The following is a 15,016-nucleotide window of genomic DNA, read 5'->3' as shown; positions in this document are numbered from 1 at the left end:
GCATGATCCCGCAGGAGATCATCCGGCAAAAGCGGGATGGCGGTGTCCTTTCCACGGATGAGATTCAGTCCTTCATTGCGGCTCTTTCCGCCGGTGAATTATCAGAGGGGCAGATCGGTGCCTTTGCGATGGCCGTCTGGTTCAAGGGCATGTCGCGCGGGGAGACCGTCGCGCTGACGCTCGCCATGGCGCGATCCGGCGACATGCTGACATGGCCCGGGATCGATCATCCGATCGCCGACAAGCATTCGACCGGCGGCGTCGGCGATAACGTTTCGCTGATGCTGGCGCCGATTGCGGCTGCTTGCGGGCTTGCGGTACCGATGATCTCGGGCCGCGGCCTCGGCCACACCGGCGGAACGCTTGACAAGTTGGAATCCATTCCCGGCTATCAAATCACGCCGGACGCTGCTCTTTTCCGCAACGTCGTCAACCAAGCCGGCTGCGCCATCATCGGACAGACGGGCTCGTTGGCGCCTGCCGACGGCAAACTATACGCCGTGCGTGATGTCACGGCGACGGTCGATTCCATTCCGCTGATCACGGCATCCATTCTCTCCAAGAAACTCGCCGCCGGGCTTCAGACCTTGGTGCTCGACGTGAAAACCGGCAACGGCGCCTTTATGGCAGATCATGAGCAGGCAAAGTTTTTGGCGCAATCTCTGGTGGATGTGGCAAATGGAGCAGGGATCAAGACCTCCGCCTTGATCACCGATATGAACCAGCCGCTGGCGGACGCAGCAGGCAACGCCGTGGAGATATGGAACTGCTTGGATTTCCTGGCCGGCAGAAAAGCTGGAACCCGGCTCGAGGCCGTCGTTGTGGCCTTCGCAGCCGAGATGCTGGTGAGCTCCGGTATTTGCCAGTCTCTGAAAAACGGCGAAGTGAAAGCCCGCGAGGCGCTGACGTCTGGCAAGGCGGCGGAGGTTTTTGCCCGCATGGTGCATATGCTCGGCGGTCCGGCGGATTTTGTCGAAAAGCCCGCAAAATATCTGGTGAAAGCGCCGATCGAAAGGCCGGTTCTCGTAAGTGAGAGCGGATGGCTTTCAGCTTGCAATGCGCGCGAGATCGGCATGGCCGTCATCGATCTCGGCGGCGGGCGGCGCCGTCCGGCAGACAAGATCGACCATCGGGTCGGCTTTGCTGCTCTGCTACCGCTTGGCACGCGTGTCGAGAAGGGCGATACGCTCGCGATCGTGCATGCTGCAAGCGAGGCGGCGGCGCAAAAGGCCGCAGCCTCGATCGCGTCAAGCTACCGCATCGGCGGCAACGCGCCTTCGCTGCCGCCGATTATTTCCGGCCGCATTTGATTACTGCTTCAGATTCAGTGAGCCGTCGGCAACGGAATAAGACTCGAGTTTCTTCAGGAAACTCATGCCGATCAGAGTCGTCGAAAGCGCGTCATCCTTGAGCACGAAGGCTTCCACGCCCTGCACGCGGATGCCGCCGATCTCCATGCGATCGAGCGTGACATGTGCGGCCTTGGTCTGGCCGTTGGCTGTGTTTACGGCGTACCGGAAATCGAGCTGATTGGCACTGTAGCCGAGACGGCGGGCAAGGCTTTCGTTCAGCGCCACATAGGTCGCGCCGGTATCGATCAGGCCCTTAACGGGTCTGCCGTTGATCTTGAAGTCGCCTGTATAGTGCCCCTGCGCATTGGCCTGAAGGCGCATGCGGCCATTACCGGGAACCTGCGCGGGAGTCGTCGGCTGGTCGGTCGCGGTTGAGACGATGTTGGCCGAAGCGGTCTCAGTAGCCGGCTGGCCGCCATTGCCTTCGAAGAAGGAGGGAACTTGCGTGGCGAGCGCGGCGACGATGCTCGCGAAAATGACGATACGCATGAGCATGACACAGAAATCCTGCCTGTATAAACCACGCCTCATGCGGGCTTGACTCTTCAAGATCGCTACGCCGCAATTGCTGAAAAGTCGCTAATGGCGATGTTAAAAAGACCCGGATTAATGCTCCGGGCCTTCGATATCGTTGGATTTGGTAAAGGAAAGCTGAAGTTACTTTGTACCGTACATGCGGTCGCCTGCATCACCAAGCCCGGGCATGATATAGCCCTTTTCGTTCAGATGGCTGTCGATCGCTGCCGTAAAGACCGGCACATCGGGATGCGCCGAACGGAAATTCTTGATGCCTTCGGGAGCAGCGAGCAGGCAAAGGAAGCGGATATTGTGTGCGCCACGTTCCTTCAGCTTGTCGATTGCGGCAATCGAGGAATTGCCGGTCGCTAGCATCGGATCGACGACGATGATGAGACGTTCTGCTACGTCCTCCGGCGCCTTAAAGTAATATTCCACAGGCTGGAGCGTTTCGTGATCGCGATAGACACCGATATGGGACACGCGGGCAGAAGGCACGAGATCGAGCATGCCTTCGAGCAGCCCATTTCCGGCGCGCAGGATCGAGGCGAAGACGAGTTTCTTGCCTTCCAGGATCGGCGATTCCATTGTCTGTAGCGGCGTTTCGATGGTTTCCATCGTCAGTTCGAGATCGCGCGTAACTTCGTAGCAGAGCAGCGTCGAAATCTCGCGGAGCAGCCGGCGGAAACTGCCCGTCGATGTCTCCTTGCGCCGCATGATGGTGAGTTTGTGCTGCACAAGCGGGTGATCGATGACGATGACGCCTTCCATGGCCAGGCCTTCCTCTAATTGTTCTTATCGGACGTTTCTTTCATGGAAAGCGCCTCAACTGCAAGAGTGGAGGCGATTTTCACGGCATGATCTTCAAGCCCGGTCGGCTCAAAGCCGGGCGAGCAGCGCCATGCGGGTTGCTTCATCGACGAAAGCCGCTTCGATGCCGGTCCGCGTCAGCTCGTTGATTTCGCTGTCGCTGAAACCGAACGCATCGGCGGCGAGCTCATACTCGCGCTTCAATGAAGTATGAAAAAAGGGTGGATCGTCTGAACTGATTGTCACGCGAACGCCTGTTTCCTTGAACTTGCGCAAGGGGTGCGAAGCGAAATCGGGAAAGACGTTCAGCGCAATATTGGAGCCAGGGCAAACCTCGAGGACGGTACCGAGATCGGCAAGCCGCCTGACGAGATCTGGGTCTTCGATCGCACGAACGCCATGCCCGATGCGCGAGGGACGCACGACGTCGAGCGCATCGGAGACGCTGAAGGCGCCACAGACTTCGCCGGCGTGAATGGTTAGGCCAAGACCGGCGTCGCGGGCGATATCGAAGGCGCGGGCATAATCCGCAACGCGTCCCATGCGCTCCTCGCCGGCCAAGTTGAAGCCGGCGATCAGCGGGTTGTTGGCCTTGGCCGCGTATTTCGCAGCGGCGATCACGCGCTCAGGCCCGAAATGCCGCTCGCCGGTGACGATCAGCCGCGCTTCGATGCCACTCTTTGCCTTGGCCTGGCGAATGCCTTCGCAGATACCGGCGATATAGGCATCTGCACCAAGCCCGATACGCTCGCCGTGGTCGGGTGAAACGATGAGTTCGCTATAGATCGTACCGATCCCCGCAAGCTCCTGCAGATAGGTCTCGGTAAGAAGCCCGTAGTCCTCGTCGGTCTGGTAGACCTCGGAAACCTTGTCGTAGCATTCGAGGAAGCTCGCAAAATCATGCCAGACATATGTTCCGTCGCAAAGATAAGCGCTGATGTCGGTGTTGTATTTTCTCGCCTGGGCTTCGGTCAGCGCAGGAGGTGCCGCGCCCTCCAGATGGCAGTGCAGCTCGACCTTCTTCAAATGTGACGTCACAGAAAGCTTCTCCCATGCTGTCCGGCGGCGATGCCGAGATGCCGGGCAACCGTCTCGCCGATATCGGCATATGTGCTGCGAATGCCGATATTGCGAGACTTCAGCCCCGGACCGTAAGCGATGATCGGCACGCGCTCGCGTGTATGATCCGTACCGCGCCAGGTTGGATCGCAGCCGTGGTCGGCCGTAAGGATGACGAGATCGCCGGGGGCAAGCTTGCGGTGCACGTCCGGCAGCCGCGCATCGAAGGCTTCGAGCGCGGCGGCATAGCCAGGCACATCGCGCCGATGGCCATAGACCATGTCGAAATCGACGAAATTGGTGAAGACGAGGTCGCCGTCCTTGGCCTCTTCCATTGCGGCGAGCGACGCGTCCATGAGTGCGTCGTTGCCGTTCGCCTTGATGATCCTCGAAACACCCTGATGCGCGAAGATATCGCCGATCTTGCCGATGGCATGAACGTTGCGCTCCGCCTTGAGGAGACGATCGAGCAGCGTCGGCTCCGGCGGTGGCACCGAGAAATCGCGGCGATTGCCGGTGCGCTCGAATGTTGAGGACGTCTGGCCGATGAAGGGCCGGGCGATCACCCGGCCTATGTTGTGGCTGTCGAGGAGTGTGCGGGCGATGCGGCAAAAGCCGAGCAACCGGTCGAGACCGAAGTGCGTCTCATGTGCCGCGACCTGAAAGACGGAGTCGGACGAGGTATAGCAGATTGGCTTGCCGGTGCGGATATGCTCTTCGCCGAGCCGGGCGATGATTTCCGTGCCTGAGGCGTGGCAATTGCCGAGAATACCCGGAACCTCCGCCGCGGTGCAGAGCGCCTCGATAAATTGCGACGGAAAGGCATCGCCTTCCGTGGGAAAATAACCCCAATCGAATGTCACCGGCGTTCCCGCGATTTCCCAATGGCCCGAGGGCGTATCCTTGCCACGGGAGATCTCATTGGCGCAGCCATGAATGCCGTAGACTTTATCTGGAACCGGCATGCCGGCTGGAGCGCGCCCGGTCGCGGTCTTGGCAATCTGCATCAGGCCGAGTGCCGACAAATTGGGAAGCGACAGCGGGCCAGACCGCAAGCCTTGCCTGTCGGCAGCGCCGGCCGCGCAAAATTCCGCGATATGGCCAAGCGTATCCGAACCCTCGTCGCCATACTGCGCCGCGTCCGGCCCGCCGCCGACGCCGAAGGAATCAAGAACGAAGAGAAATGCTCGTGCCATCGCAAACCATCAAGCTAGGCGGCTAAAAAGCCGCAATTCCGCTCAGGCATATAATGCCGCCGAAGGCTTGGCAAATTTCAATGGATCGCCATCAGCAATCGCTGCAGGCGACATTGTCGCCCTGCCGCTGGCGGTAATAGTAGGTGCGGTGGATCGTGAGTTCCTGCATGTCGCCTGGAAGAAAATCGGGGCCGAACGCGAACAGCTTGTAGGGGATGCTGAGATCGGCCCGCACGAGAAAGCTATCTGCCTTCTGCATGTCGGTCGGAACGCCTGTTACGGTAGAATTTGCCGCATAGGGCGCCGTCGTCGCGTCGTTTGCCCAAGACCATAAAACCTTGGCATTGGCACCGGCATCGATGGTGATGCCGGTGACTTTGATCTGCATGCCGGTCGAATCGAAGGGAGCGAAAATCGCGCCGGTAAGGGAACTGATATCGCTCAGCGAACTCCTGGTCACATTCTGCTGCTGCGTGATCAGGTCGGCGATCGAGCCGGCAGCGCGGCTGGTGCGTTTGCTGACGTTTAGTCCGATCGTGATTTCGAAGGCGCCGATATAGAGCATCACCAGGACGGGAAAGAGGATGGCGAATTCGATTGCGCCAACGCCGCTGCGATCGCGCCCGAGCCGGAGGAGCTTCTCTTTCAACCGCATCAGGGTTCTGCTCGCCGCCATCAGTATTGCTCGTTCTGGAAGGCGGCTGTGGCGACGATAAGGTAGTCGTTCAGCCTTGATCCGTCGGCTGTGCGGTATGGGGTGATATAGGGCCGGACAAGATCGGTGACGACCTGCCAGTGGTAGTAGGCGCGAACCATGTTGATCGAGCTTGAGCCGCCGGGTGAATATTGCATCGCTGTCGTATCGAGGCCTGTCGCATTCATCGGAATGGTGTCGGGGATATCGGCGAACTTGCTGAATGTGCGGACATCGAGCCAAAGCTTGTTCGGCGTGGCGATTTCGGTGTCGGAGCACTGGATCAGGATTGAGACTTCTTCGCAAAATTCCTGCCGGAATGCCGTCCGGTCCTTATAGGTCGTCTGCCCGACGACATTGGTGATCTGTCCGGTCCGCAGCTTGCGGCTCATGGTGTCGACAGCGTTGGAGACAAGTTCTTCCGCGGCGAAGGCGATGAAGGTCTCCAGGATTGCGAAGATCACCATGAAATAGGGAATGGCAAGCAGCGCGAATTCCATCGCTGCCGATCCGTCGCGCGAGCGCGCAAAGGCCCGCCATCCGCCACGCCTGCCGGGCGGCGTGCAGGTTCTATCTGCCTGGTGATCATTGGCCGCGACGGCGCCATCCGATGGAACGTTCATGCCGCGATCGTAAAGTGCGTTCGTTGATTTTCCGTTTCAGGGCGGGTCAACAGTTTAACGGATGACGACGATCCTGCGTCAGCCGCCGGCATCTGCCGCATTGTTCTGCTGCGTGTGTTGTTCGCAGTTCGGCGTGCAGGAAAGGACGGAGCGATCGGTCTGTCGGTAGACGCGAACGGTGTTGCCTTCGTCGATTGAAACGAGGACCGTCTCGTCGAGTATCGCATTGCCATCGGCATCGAGCAGCACCAGATTGGTCGTCCCGAAACTGCGGCCTGTCAGCACGATCGTCTTCGGATCGGCAACGGTCGCGTCGGCAACCTTGGAATTGCCGATGATCACTTTGCTGGCTGGCCGGTCGAGCTTCAAAACACGCGCGTGGTTCATATAGACGCGCAGTACGCCTTCCTCGGCGCGCACGGGAGCCTGAAACCCGCAAAGCACGAGGATGGCTGCCGCGGTAAAGGAGATAGTCTTGCCGCTCGATGGCATAGCGTTCTCTTTATTGGATCCGGATCAGAGTCCGGCAGAAATCTCAAGACACAATGGGAAAAAATGGTGAATGAAGCTTTAAGAACTGCCGGGCATGCCTGATGATGGCACGTGTTTATCCAAATTGGGTCAGGCAAGAAGGATTTCCTGAGGCATGGTGATCAGTAATGGCGCAGCCTATGTAATGTTTTGATGCATCCCGAAGATCGGTGTTTTATACGATTTGCAGTATAGATAAAATTGAATATATCCGGGTAACGCAATACTTACCATGGATGTTTCTACTTTAGCATTTACGATCTGGTAACCCTCTTCCTTAAGCCGATCGAAATAGCCGCTTGCTAGGTTGTGGCATCCGATCAACGGCAACAGTTGGCGGACGTGCTGAACCTCAACTGGAGTTAGGAGTAACCATGACCAAGCTTTTTAGCCGTTTTCTGAAGGATGAATCCGGCGCGACCGCAATCGAATACGGCCTGATCGCAGCGCTGATTTCCGTAGCGCTGATCGCCGGTGCGACGACCCTCGGCAATACGCTGAGCAACACGTTCAACAATCTCTCCACGAAGATGAATACCGCGACCGCGGCGCACTAACCATCGTTTCGACGATGCAGCGCACTACGGAAACCGCTCGCAAGGGCGGTTTTTTGTTTTGATTCCAAGTGCAGTCAATAATTTGGCACTCGCGCTCGCCGTTTTCGCGATTTATTAAGTCTGCACGGATCATGATCGTGCGAGTTTGCAAGGAAGCCACAGATGATCGCCGCCGCCGTTTTTGTGATCTTTCCTCTCTGCCTCGCGATCGCAGCATTCTCGGATCTGTTCACGATGACGATCCCGAACCGTGTATCGCTTATTCTCGCCATTTCGTTTCTGATCATCGCACCGCTTACGGGGATGGCAATCCCGGTGATAGGCATGCATCTTGCCGCAGGGCTTGCCGTGTTCTGTGGCTGTTTCGCCCTCTTTGCCTCAAATGTCATGGGCGGAGGCGACGCGAAGCTTCTAATAGCCGCTGCGCTCTGGTTTGGCTTCAATCAAAGCTTAATCCTCTTCATCGGCTGCGTCGGCGTGATCGGCGGCTTGCTGACGTTTGCAATCCTGATGATACGATCACAATCCAACACGATCCTGGCTATAGGCCTGCCTGTTCCGGGTTCGATTCTATTTGCGAAGAAAATCCCGTACGGCATCGCAATCGCGATTGGCGGTTTCATGGCGTTCCCGCACTCGCCGATGCTGATCAATGCGTTGGAAACGCTGAAGTAACGGCGATTTAAACCTCCGTTAACTTAAAATGTAAGTGTTCCGTTAACTATAATTACACCAATTCCTGAGCATTCTTCGGGGTGAAGATACCGTCTCCCGAGGACTGAATAATGAAGCCCGCCCGTTTGATGATACTTTCAGTGGCCGTCGTTGCCGCTGGGCTCGCCGGCTTTCTGGCGATGAAGCTTGCCGGGCGGGGCGGTGTCGTCACGCAGGTTCAATCGGTGGTCGAAAAGGAACCGACGGTCAACGTGCTGGTCTCGAGCGCCAATCTGCCGGTCGGCGCCCGCATTGACGACAAGGCGGTTCACTGGATGCCCTGGCCGCGGGGCGGTGTCATCCAGGGCTTCATCACCGAAGCCGACAAGCCCGATGCGATCAAGGTTATGTTAGGGGCGGTGGTCCGCCTGCCGATCTTCGAAGGCGAGCCGATCCGGCCGGAAAAAATCGCCGACTCCAACAGCCGAATACTCTCGGCACTTCTGCCGGCCGGCAAGCGCGCCGTCGCGACGGAAATCTCGGTCGCAACCGGCGCCGGCGGCTTCATCCTTCCGAACGACCGGGTCGACGTCATCATGGTCCGCAGGGCGCAGGGGAGCGACAAGTTCCTGACCGAAGCCGTGCTGAGCAATGTCCGCGTTCTCGCCATCGATCAGCAGATCCAAGAAAAAGACGATGGTTCCAAGGCCGTCGTGGGCACGACGGCGACCCTGGAACTGACGCCCGATCAAACCAAGGTTCTGACGGTCGCGCAGCAGATGGCCGACAAGCTGTCGCTTGCCTTGCGTTCCGTAGCCGACGCGCAGGAGCAGGATACGAGTGCCGCCGATTATCTCCTGAACGGAGACAATGGAAGCGCGCTGGTTCAGGTCATCAAGTCCGGTTCGATCGTCACAGACAGCAGTGCGCCAAAGGCCGAATGAGGGGAACTTAATGGTCAACACAATGCGGCGCAGCAAGTCTTTCCTCGCAGGCTTTCTTACACTGGCGATCGTCGTTTCGGGGCTGACGCCACCTGCCTTCGCGCCACTCGTTGGCGCAGGGATTGCCCATGCGGAATCGGAAGGCGTCATCCAGATCTCGCGGACCGGTCCCGGCGCCCACCGCCGCCTGAAACTCGGTCTCAACAAGGCAGTCGTCGTCGACCTGCCCGAGGAAGCACATGATATTCTCGTCTCCGATCCGTCGATGGCGGATGCCGTAACGCGCACCTCGCGCCGTATCTACCTCTTCGGCAAGAAGGTCGGCCAAACGAACATCTTCATTTTCGGGAGCGATGGACAGGAGGTCGTGAGCCTCGACATCGAAATCGAACGCGATGTCTCCGGCCTCGAGACGAACCTGAGACGCTTCATCGTCGACTCCAATATCAAGGTCGAGATCGTGTCCGACAACATCGTGCTGACCGGCACCGTCCGTACGCCGCAGGATGCCAAGCAGGCGGCCGACCTTGCCCAGGCATTTCTGAAGGGCGGCGAAGCGACGACGCGAACCGAGACGGCCGCCAGTAGCGCTCAGCAGGGCGATGTCGCGCTTTTCGCCGAGGCGCGCCAGGAATCGCAGGTCGTCAACCTGCTGCAGATTGAAGGCGAGGATCAGGTCACGCTCAAGGTGACGATCGCCGAGGTCCGTCGCGAAATCCTGAAACAGATCGGCTTCGACAATCTTGTATCGAATTCCTCTGGCATGACCGTGGCGCAGCTAGGCGTGCCTTCTGCGGATGGCGCCGCTGCGACGGTCGGTGGCGGACTTGCAGCCCTCTTCAAGAGCTCGATCGGCAAGTATGACATATCGACCTATCTAAACGCCCTGGAACAGGCGAAGGTCGTCAGAACGCTTGCCGAGCCTACGCTGACGGCGATTTCCGGTCAGGCTGCCACCTTCAATTCGGGTGGTCAGGTTCTCTATTCGACCACCGACAATGACGGCAACGTGACCGTGGTTCCCTACAACTACGGTATCAATCTGGCCTTCAAGCCGGTGGTTCTCTCTTCAGGCCGCATCAGTCTTGAAATCGTGACCAATGTGTCCGAGCCTGCACCATCCGTCTCGGGTTCGCAGCCGACCTACCAGCGCCGTTCGGCCGAGACATCCGTCGAGCTTCCCTCCGGCGGCTCGATCGCGCTTGCCGGCCTTATCAGGGACAACGTTTCGCAGACATCGAACGGCACGCCGGGTGTGAACAAGATCCCCCTGCTGGGCACATTGTTCCGCCAGAGGACTGTGCAGCGAGAAGAAACCGAGCTTGTCATTATCGCGACCCCCTATCTGGTACGCCCCGTCGCCCGCAACGAGCTTAACCGGCCGGATGACAATTTCAGTCCGGAACATGATGGCCAGGCGTTCCTCATGAACCGTGTCAACAAGGTTTATGGCCGCCGCGAAGCGCCGGTGGCAGACGCGCAATTCCACGGTTCCATTGGGTTTATCTACAAATGAGCGGCGCAGGATCGAAAACGATGAAACGATATGGTGACCGGGCCATGGCTCAAAGCGCGAAATCCACGATGCAGTGGGCCATGCTTGGCGCGGCGGCACTTGCGGGTGCGATGCTCTCCGGCTGCGCGGCTCCACGCGACAATCTGACAACCGGCGGTATCCCCGACGACTACCGCCAGCGCCATCCGATCGTGGTGGCAGAGGCCGAGCAGACGGTCGATATCCCGGTCGCCTCGACGGATCGGCGCTTGACGATTGCCCAGCGTGATATGATCCGCGGTTTTGCAGCCAATTATATATCCCGGGCTTCCGGCCCGGTTTACGTCATGACCCCGCAAGGTTCGCCAAATTCGGCTGCCGCAAGCCAGTTGCGCAACCAGGTGCGGGCCGAGCTCTCGAAGAGACGGATACCGAGCTCGAAGATCGTCAATGCGAGCTATTCGGCAACTCCTGGCGATGCAGCGCCGATCCGGCTCAGCTTCGTCGGCATGACAGCCATGACCACGCAGTGCGGCCAATGGCCGAAGGATATCGGCGGCGGCTTCGACAACCAGAATTATTACAATTTCGGCTGCGCTACCCAGAACAATCTGGCTGCACAGATCGCCAATCCGGAAGACCTGATTGCGCCGCGCGGCATGACGCCGATCGATGCTGCGCGCCGCAATGACGCCATCACTGAATATCGCGAATACAGGACCGTCCTTGAACACAACAACTCAGGCACCTTCCAATGAGGAGCGGATCCAGACGATGAGCCCGATCGAATACGAGATCAAGAACACGACGGAGCTCCAGCATGCTGAAGACGCCGTTCGCATGGGCGAGCTGGAAAATATGCGGCCGCTGCCGCGTATTTCCGTGCACGCTTTCTGCGAAAGTGAGGCGCTTCAGCGGGTGATGGAGCGCTGCGGCAACGACCGGCGGATGGCGAAGGTGAGCCTGCGGATCACCAGCGGCGGCATTGCGGCTGCTGCGAACATGTTCGCCAGCGCTCCGACGCCCAACCTGATCATCCTCGAAACCAAGGCCAATGCGGCAAGCCTTCTCTCAGAGCTTGCGCCGCTTGCGGCCGTCTGCGATCCGAGCACCAAGGTCGTCATCATCGGCCAGTACAACGATATCGCGCTTTACCGCGAGCTGATCCGCAACGGCATTTCCGAATACATGGTTCAGCCGATCGCGATGCCGGACGTCATGATGGCCATGGCGTCGATTTTCGTCGACCCGGATGCCGAGCCGCTTGGCCGCAGCATTGCCTTTATCGGATCCAAGGGAGGCACCGGTGCCTCGACGATCGCCCACAATTGCGCTTTCGGCATCTCCAATCTCTTTTCGACCGAGACGATCCTCGCCGATCTCGATCTGCCTTACGGCACGGCAAATATCGATTTCGACCAGGATCCGACGCAGGGGATCGCCGAGGCGGTCTTTGCTCCCGATCGGCTGGACGAGGTCTTTCTCGACCGATTGCTGACGAAATGTTCGGAACACCTGTCGCTGCTTGCGGCACCGTCGCTACTCGATCGCGCTTATGATTTCGATGGCCAGGCATTTCAGCCGGTTCTTGAAGTCCTGCAGCGCAGCGCGCCGGTGACGGTGCTCGATGTCCCGCACGCCTGGTCGGAATGGACGCGCTCGGTCCTGACTGCCGTGGATGAGGTCGTTATCTGCGCCGTGCCCGATCTTGCGAACCTGCGCAACGCAAAGAACATGCTCGATGCCCTGCGCAAGCTGCGTCCGAACGATAAGATGCCGCATCTGATTCTCAATCAGGTCGGCATGCCGAAGCGGCCGGAAATCGCCCCGTCCGATTTCTGCGAACCGCTCGAGATCGAGCCGATCGCGATCATTCCTTTCGATGTCGGTCTTTTCGGCAATGCCGCCAATAGCGGTCGCATGATCTCGGAGATGGATCCGAAATCGCCAACCGCCGAAACCTTCTCGCAGTTGGCACACATCGTCACCGGCCGTGTGGCCATCAAGAAGGCGAGGCGCGGCGGGCTGATGGGGCTGCTGAAGCGCGCCAAGTAAGAGTCGAAAACGAGTAGATTGGATTTTGTGGCATGTTCGGAAAACGCGGAAATGAAGGCTTCGGAAAGGGCGGGGGTGTAAGCGCACCGCCACCGCCGCCTGCCGCGGCGGTTCCTTCTTCCGCGCCCGCCGTGCTGGTCGAGCCGGCAAGAGAGCCTGGCCGGCCCCAGGTGACACCGCCGCCGATGCAGACGCCACAGCGCCGGCGACCGGCCCGCACCGACGAATATTACGACACCAAGGCGCAGGTCTTCTCGGCGCTGATCGATACGATCGACCTGTCCCAGCTTGCCAAGCTCGATGCCGAAAGCGCTCGCGAGGAAATTCGCGACATCGTCAACGATATCATCACCATCAAGAACTTCGCGATGTCGATATCCGAGCAGGAAGAGCTGCTTGAAGACATCTGCAACGATGTTCTCGGCTACGGCCCGCTGGAACCGCTGCTCGCGCGCGACGATATCGCCGACATCATGGTCAATGGCGCCGGCAAGACCTTTATCGAAGTCGGCGGCAAGACGGTCGAATCGGAAATTCGCTTCCGCGACAACGGCCAGCTTCTCTCGATCTGCCAGCGCATCGTCAGCCAGGTCGGCCGCCGCGTCGATGAATCGAGCCCGATCTGCGACGCCCGTCTTCCGGATGGCTCGCGTGTCAACGTCATCGCCCCGCCGCTCGCCATCGACGGACCGGCGCTCACGATCCGTAAATTCAAGAAGGACAAGCTGACGCTTGATCAGCTCGTCCGCTTCGGCGCGATCACGCCTGAAGGCGCAAAGCTGTTGCAGATCATTGGCCGGGTGCGCTGCAACGTCGTGATCTCCGGCGGTACCGGTTCCGGCAAGACGACGCTTTTGAACTGCCTGACGAACTATATCGACAGAGACGAGCGGGTCATCACCTGCGAGGACACGGCGGAACTGCAGCTGCAGCAGCCGCATGTGGTTAGGCTGGAAACCCGCCCGCCGAACATCGAAGGCGAAGGCGAGATCACGATGCGTGATCTCGTCAAGAACTGCCTTCGCATGCGTCCGGAGCGTATCATCGTCGGCGAAGTGCGCGGACCGGAGGTTTTCGATCTTCTGCAGGCGATGAACACCGGTCATGACGGCTCGATGGGAACGATCCACTCGAACTCGCCGCGCGAATGCCTGAGCCGTATCGAATCCATGATCGCCATGGGCGGCTACAGTCTCCCGGCAAAGACAGTTCGCGAAATCATCGCCGGCTCGATCGACGTCATCATTCAGGCAGCGCGTCTTCGCGACGGCTCGCGGCGCATCACGGCGATCACCGAGGTGATCGGCATGGAAGGCGACGTGATCATCACCCAGGATCTGATGCGTTACGAGATCGAAGGCGAGGACGCCGGCGGCCGACTGATCGGCCGTCATATGTCGACCGGTATCGGCAAGCCGAATTTCTGGGACCGCGCGCGCTACTACAACGAGGAAAAGCGCCTGGCCGCCGCCTTGGATGAGATGGAAGCAAAGTCGAAGGAGGTATGATGTTCGGTCTCGATCCGATAGTGCTCGCCATCATCGTGCTGGTTGCGGTCGCAGCCGGCGCGGTTTGCTATGGCCTGCTCTTCAGCCGTATGGAGACCGAGAAGAAGGCTGCCAATCGTGTCAGCCGCGTCGCTTCAACCGAGACCGACCGTGTGAAGGTCAAGGCCGCACGGGACCGTGTCCAGGAAATGTCGAAGCGCCGCAAGTCGGTGCAGGACAATCTCAAGGACCTCGAAAAGCGCCAGCAGGAAAACACAAAACGGAAACTGTCGCTGAAGTCGCGGCTGACCCAGGCGGGCTTTGCGATCACGCCTGCCAAATTCTACATGTTCAGTGCCGCCTTCGGCCTGTTCCTGATGCTCGTCGCGCTGCTTGCCGGCGCGCCGATGCTGGTCGTACTTGCGCTTCCGGTCGTTGCCGGCCTCGGCCTGCCGCGGTGGATTCTGGGCTTCCTGATAAAGCGCCGCCAGAACAAGTTCCTCGACGAATTTCCGAATGCGCTCGACGTCATCGTGCGTTCGATCAAGTCCGGCCTGCCGCTCAACGACGCGATCCGCCTCATCGCAAACGAGGGCCGCGATCCGGTGAAAACCGAATTTCGCCGTGTCGTGGAATCGCAGCAGGTCGGCCTCAGTGTTCCCGACGCCTGTGCGCGCATGACCAACTACATGCCGCTGCAGGAAGTGAGCTTCTTTGCGATCGTCATCGCCATTCAGTCGCAGGCCGGCGGCAATCTTTCCGAAGCGATCGGCAATCTCTCGAAGGTTCTCCGCGACCGCAAGAAGATGAAGGCCAAGGTGAAGGCGCTGTCGATGGAGGCCAAGGCTTCCGCCGTCATCATCGGCGCTTTGCCCTTTATCGTCGCCACGCTCGTCTATCTCACATCACCGCAATACATGATGGTCCTGTTCACCGATTCGCGCGGGCACCTCATCATGGGTGTATCGGCGGTGTGGATGTCGATCGGCATCTTCGTCATGCGCAACATGGTCAATTTCGACATCTAGCCGGAGGCAAGCGTC

At 59.2% G+C, this 15,016-nt stretch carries 16 protein-coding genes; 9 read left to right on the top strand and 7 right to left on the bottom strand.

The window, feature by feature from the left end:
- Positions 1–2 precede the first annotated feature (2 nt).
- The gene (deoA, locus tag BLP23_RS06735) at positions 3–1,310 is read left to right on the top strand and encodes a thymidine phosphorylase (RefSeq protein ID WP_092584049.1); all 1,308 of its coding nucleotides are present in this window, start codon (positions 3–5) and stop codon (positions 1,308–1,310) included.
- Here the strand turns inward: deoA and BLP23_RS06730 are convergent, their stop codons facing one another.
- The 7 genes from BLP23_RS06730 to BLP23_RS06700 all read right to left on the bottom strand — a co-directional run bounded on the left by BLP23_RS06730 (position 1,311) and on the right by BLP23_RS06700 (position 6,742).
- The gene (locus tag BLP23_RS06730; RefSeq protein ID WP_092584048.1) at positions 1,311–1,883 is read right to left on the bottom strand and encodes a TIGR02281 family clan AA aspartic protease; all 573 of its coding nucleotides are present in this window, start codon (positions 1,881–1,883) and stop codon (positions 1,311–1,313) included. It abuts the gene before it with no gap.
- Positions 1,884–2,009: 126 nt separating this feature from the next.
- Positions 2,010–2,639: a uracil phosphoribosyltransferase gene (gene upp / locus BLP23_RS06725; protein WP_022713305.1), complete on the bottom strand. Its 630-nt coding sequence runs from the start codon at positions 2,637–2,639 to the stop codon at positions 2,010–2,012.
- A 108-nt stretch (positions 2,640–2,747) separates the two neighbouring features.
- A complete protein-coding gene (locus BLP23_RS06720) occupies positions 2,748–3,716 on the bottom strand; it encodes an adenosine deaminase (RefSeq protein ID WP_092584047.1) in 969 nt (322 codons plus the stop codon).
- Positions 3,713–4,933 (bottom strand): phosphopentomutase, encoded by a 1,221-nt coding sequence (locus BLP23_RS06715; protein WP_092584046.1) that lies wholly within the window; start codon positions 4,931–4,933, stop codon positions 3,713–3,715. The genes BLP23_RS06720 and BLP23_RS06715 overlap by 4 nt, the downstream gene beginning before the upstream one ends.
- 91 nt (positions 4,934–5,024) lie before the next feature.
- Positions 5,025–5,609: a TadE/TadG family type IV pilus assembly protein gene (locus BLP23_RS06710; RefSeq protein ID WP_092584045.1), complete on the bottom strand. Its 585-nt coding sequence runs from the start codon at positions 5,607–5,609 to the stop codon at positions 5,025–5,027.
- Complete coding sequence (locus BLP23_RS06705) at positions 5,609–6,250, bottom strand: TadE/TadG family type IV pilus assembly protein (RefSeq protein WP_092584044.1); 642 nt, start codon at positions 6,248–6,250, stop codon at positions 5,609–5,611. The genes BLP23_RS06710 and BLP23_RS06705 overlap by 1 nt, the downstream gene beginning before the upstream one ends.
- A 78-nt stretch (positions 6,251–6,328) precedes the next feature.
- Entirely contained in the window at positions 6,329–6,742 is a 414-nt protein-coding gene (locus BLP23_RS06700) for a pilus assembly protein N-terminal domain-containing protein (RefSeq protein WP_092584043.1), read from the bottom strand.
- Between the two features lie 413 nt (positions 6,743–7,155).
- Here BLP23_RS06700 and BLP23_RS06695 point away from each other — a divergent pair, with 413 nt between their 5' ends.
- The 8 genes from BLP23_RS06695 (at position 7,156) to BLP23_RS06660 (ending at position 15,001) form a co-directional block, all read left to right on the top strand.
- The gene (locus BLP23_RS06695; RefSeq protein ID WP_074066274.1) at positions 7,156–7,338 is read left to right on the top strand and encodes a Flp family type IVb pilin; all 183 of its coding nucleotides are present in this window, start codon (positions 7,156–7,158) and stop codon (positions 7,336–7,338) included.
- 162 nt (positions 7,339–7,500) lie between these two features.
- Entirely contained in the window at positions 7,501–8,013 is a 513-nt protein-coding gene (locus tag BLP23_RS06690; RefSeq protein ID WP_092584042.1) for an A24 family peptidase, read from the top strand.
- Between the two features lie 110 nt (positions 8,014–8,123).
- Positions 8,124–8,936 (top strand): Flp pilus assembly protein CpaB, encoded by an 813-nt coding sequence (gene cpaB, locus BLP23_RS06685; protein WP_092584041.1) that lies wholly within the window; start codon positions 8,124–8,126, stop codon positions 8,934–8,936.
- 10 nt (positions 8,937–8,946) lie between these two features.
- Positions 8,947–10,452 (top strand): type II and III secretion system protein family protein, encoded by a 1,506-nt coding sequence (locus BLP23_RS06680; protein ID WP_092584040.1) that lies wholly within the window; start codon positions 8,947–8,949, stop codon positions 10,450–10,452.
- On the top strand, positions 10,449–11,189 hold the full coding sequence (locus BLP23_RS06675) for a CpaD family pilus assembly protein (RefSeq protein WP_092584039.1): 741 nt from the start codon (positions 10,449–10,451) through the stop codon (positions 11,187–11,189). The genes BLP23_RS06680 and BLP23_RS06675 overlap by 4 nt, the downstream gene beginning before the upstream one ends.
- Positions 11,190–11,205: 16 nt before the next feature.
- Complete coding sequence (locus BLP23_RS06670) at positions 11,206–12,486, top strand: CpaE/TadZ family protein (RefSeq protein ID WP_092584038.1); 1,281 nt, start codon at positions 11,206–11,208, stop codon at positions 12,484–12,486.
- A 32-nt stretch (positions 12,487–12,518) separates the two neighbouring features.
- Positions 12,519–13,994: a TadA family conjugal transfer-associated ATPase gene (locus BLP23_RS06665; RefSeq protein ID WP_092584037.1), complete on the top strand. Its 1,476-nt coding sequence runs from the start codon at positions 12,519–12,521 to the stop codon at positions 13,992–13,994.
- The gene (locus tag BLP23_RS06660) at positions 13,994–15,001 is read left to right on the top strand and encodes a type II secretion system F family protein (protein WP_092584036.1); all 1,008 of its coding nucleotides are present in this window, start codon (positions 13,994–13,996) and stop codon (positions 14,999–15,001) included. The genes BLP23_RS06665 and BLP23_RS06660 overlap by 1 nt, the downstream gene beginning before the upstream one ends.
- Positions 15,002–15,016: the final 15 nt, after the last annotated feature.

This window comes from Rhizobium mongolense subsp. loessense (assembly GCF_900099775.1).
GTDB lineage: Bacteria > Pseudomonadota > Alphaproteobacteria > Rhizobiales > Rhizobiaceae > Rhizobium > Rhizobium loessense.
Note: the sequence above shows the minus strand (reverse complement) of the source record. Positions and strands in the feature narration are given on the sequence as shown.

Coding starts and splice junctions, on each gene's coding strand:
- cpaB (WP_092584041.1), top strand. CDS start 8,124: ATGAAGCCCGCCCGTTTGATGATACTTTCAGTGGCCGTCGTTGCCGCT.
- BLP23_RS06705 (WP_092584044.1), bottom strand. CDS start 6,250: ATGAACGTTCCATCGGATGGCGCCGTCGCGGCCAATGATCACCAGGCA.
- BLP23_RS06715 (WP_092584046.1), bottom strand. CDS start 4,933: ATGGCACGAGCATTTCTCTTCGTTCTTGATTCCTTCGGCGTCGGCGGC.
- BLP23_RS06710 (WP_092584045.1), bottom strand. CDS start 5,609: ATGGCGGCGAGCAGAACCCTGATGCGGTTGAAAGAGAAGCTCCTCCGG.
- BLP23_RS06695 (WP_074066274.1), top strand. CDS start 7,156: ATGACCAAGCTTTTTAGCCGTTTTCTGAAGGATGAATCCGGCGCGACC.
- BLP23_RS06730 (WP_092584048.1), bottom strand. CDS start 1,883: ATGAGGCGTGGTTTATACAGGCAGGATTTCTGTGTCATGCTCATGCGT.
- BLP23_RS06690 (WP_092584042.1), top strand. CDS start 7,501: ATGATCGCCGCCGCCGTTTTTGTGATCTTTCCTCTCTGCCTCGCGATC.
- BLP23_RS06670 (WP_092584038.1), top strand. CDS start 11,206: ATGAGCCCGATCGAATACGAGATCAAGAACACGACGGAGCTCCAGCAT.
- BLP23_RS06700 (WP_092584043.1), bottom strand. CDS start 6,742: ATGCCATCGAGCGGCAAGACTATCTCCTTTACCGCGGCAGCCATCCTC.
- BLP23_RS06680 (WP_092584040.1), top strand. CDS start 8,947: ATGGTCAACACAATGCGGCGCAGCAAGTCTTTCCTCGCAGGCTTTCTT.
- deoA (WP_092584049.1), top strand. CDS start 3: ATGATCCCGCAGGAGATCATCCGGCAAAAGCGGGATGGCGGTGTCCTT.
- upp (WP_022713305.1), bottom strand. CDS start 2,639: ATGGAAGGCGTCATCGTCATCGATCACCCGCTTGTGCAGCACAAACTC.
- BLP23_RS06675 (WP_092584039.1), top strand. CDS start 10,449: ATGAGCGGCGCAGGATCGAAAACGATGAAACGATATGGTGACCGGGCC.
- BLP23_RS06665 (WP_092584037.1), top strand. CDS start 12,519: ATGTTCGGAAAACGCGGAAATGAAGGCTTCGGAAAGGGCGGGGGTGTA.
- BLP23_RS06660 (WP_092584036.1), top strand. CDS start 13,994: ATGTTCGGTCTCGATCCGATAGTGCTCGCCATCATCGTGCTGGTTGCG.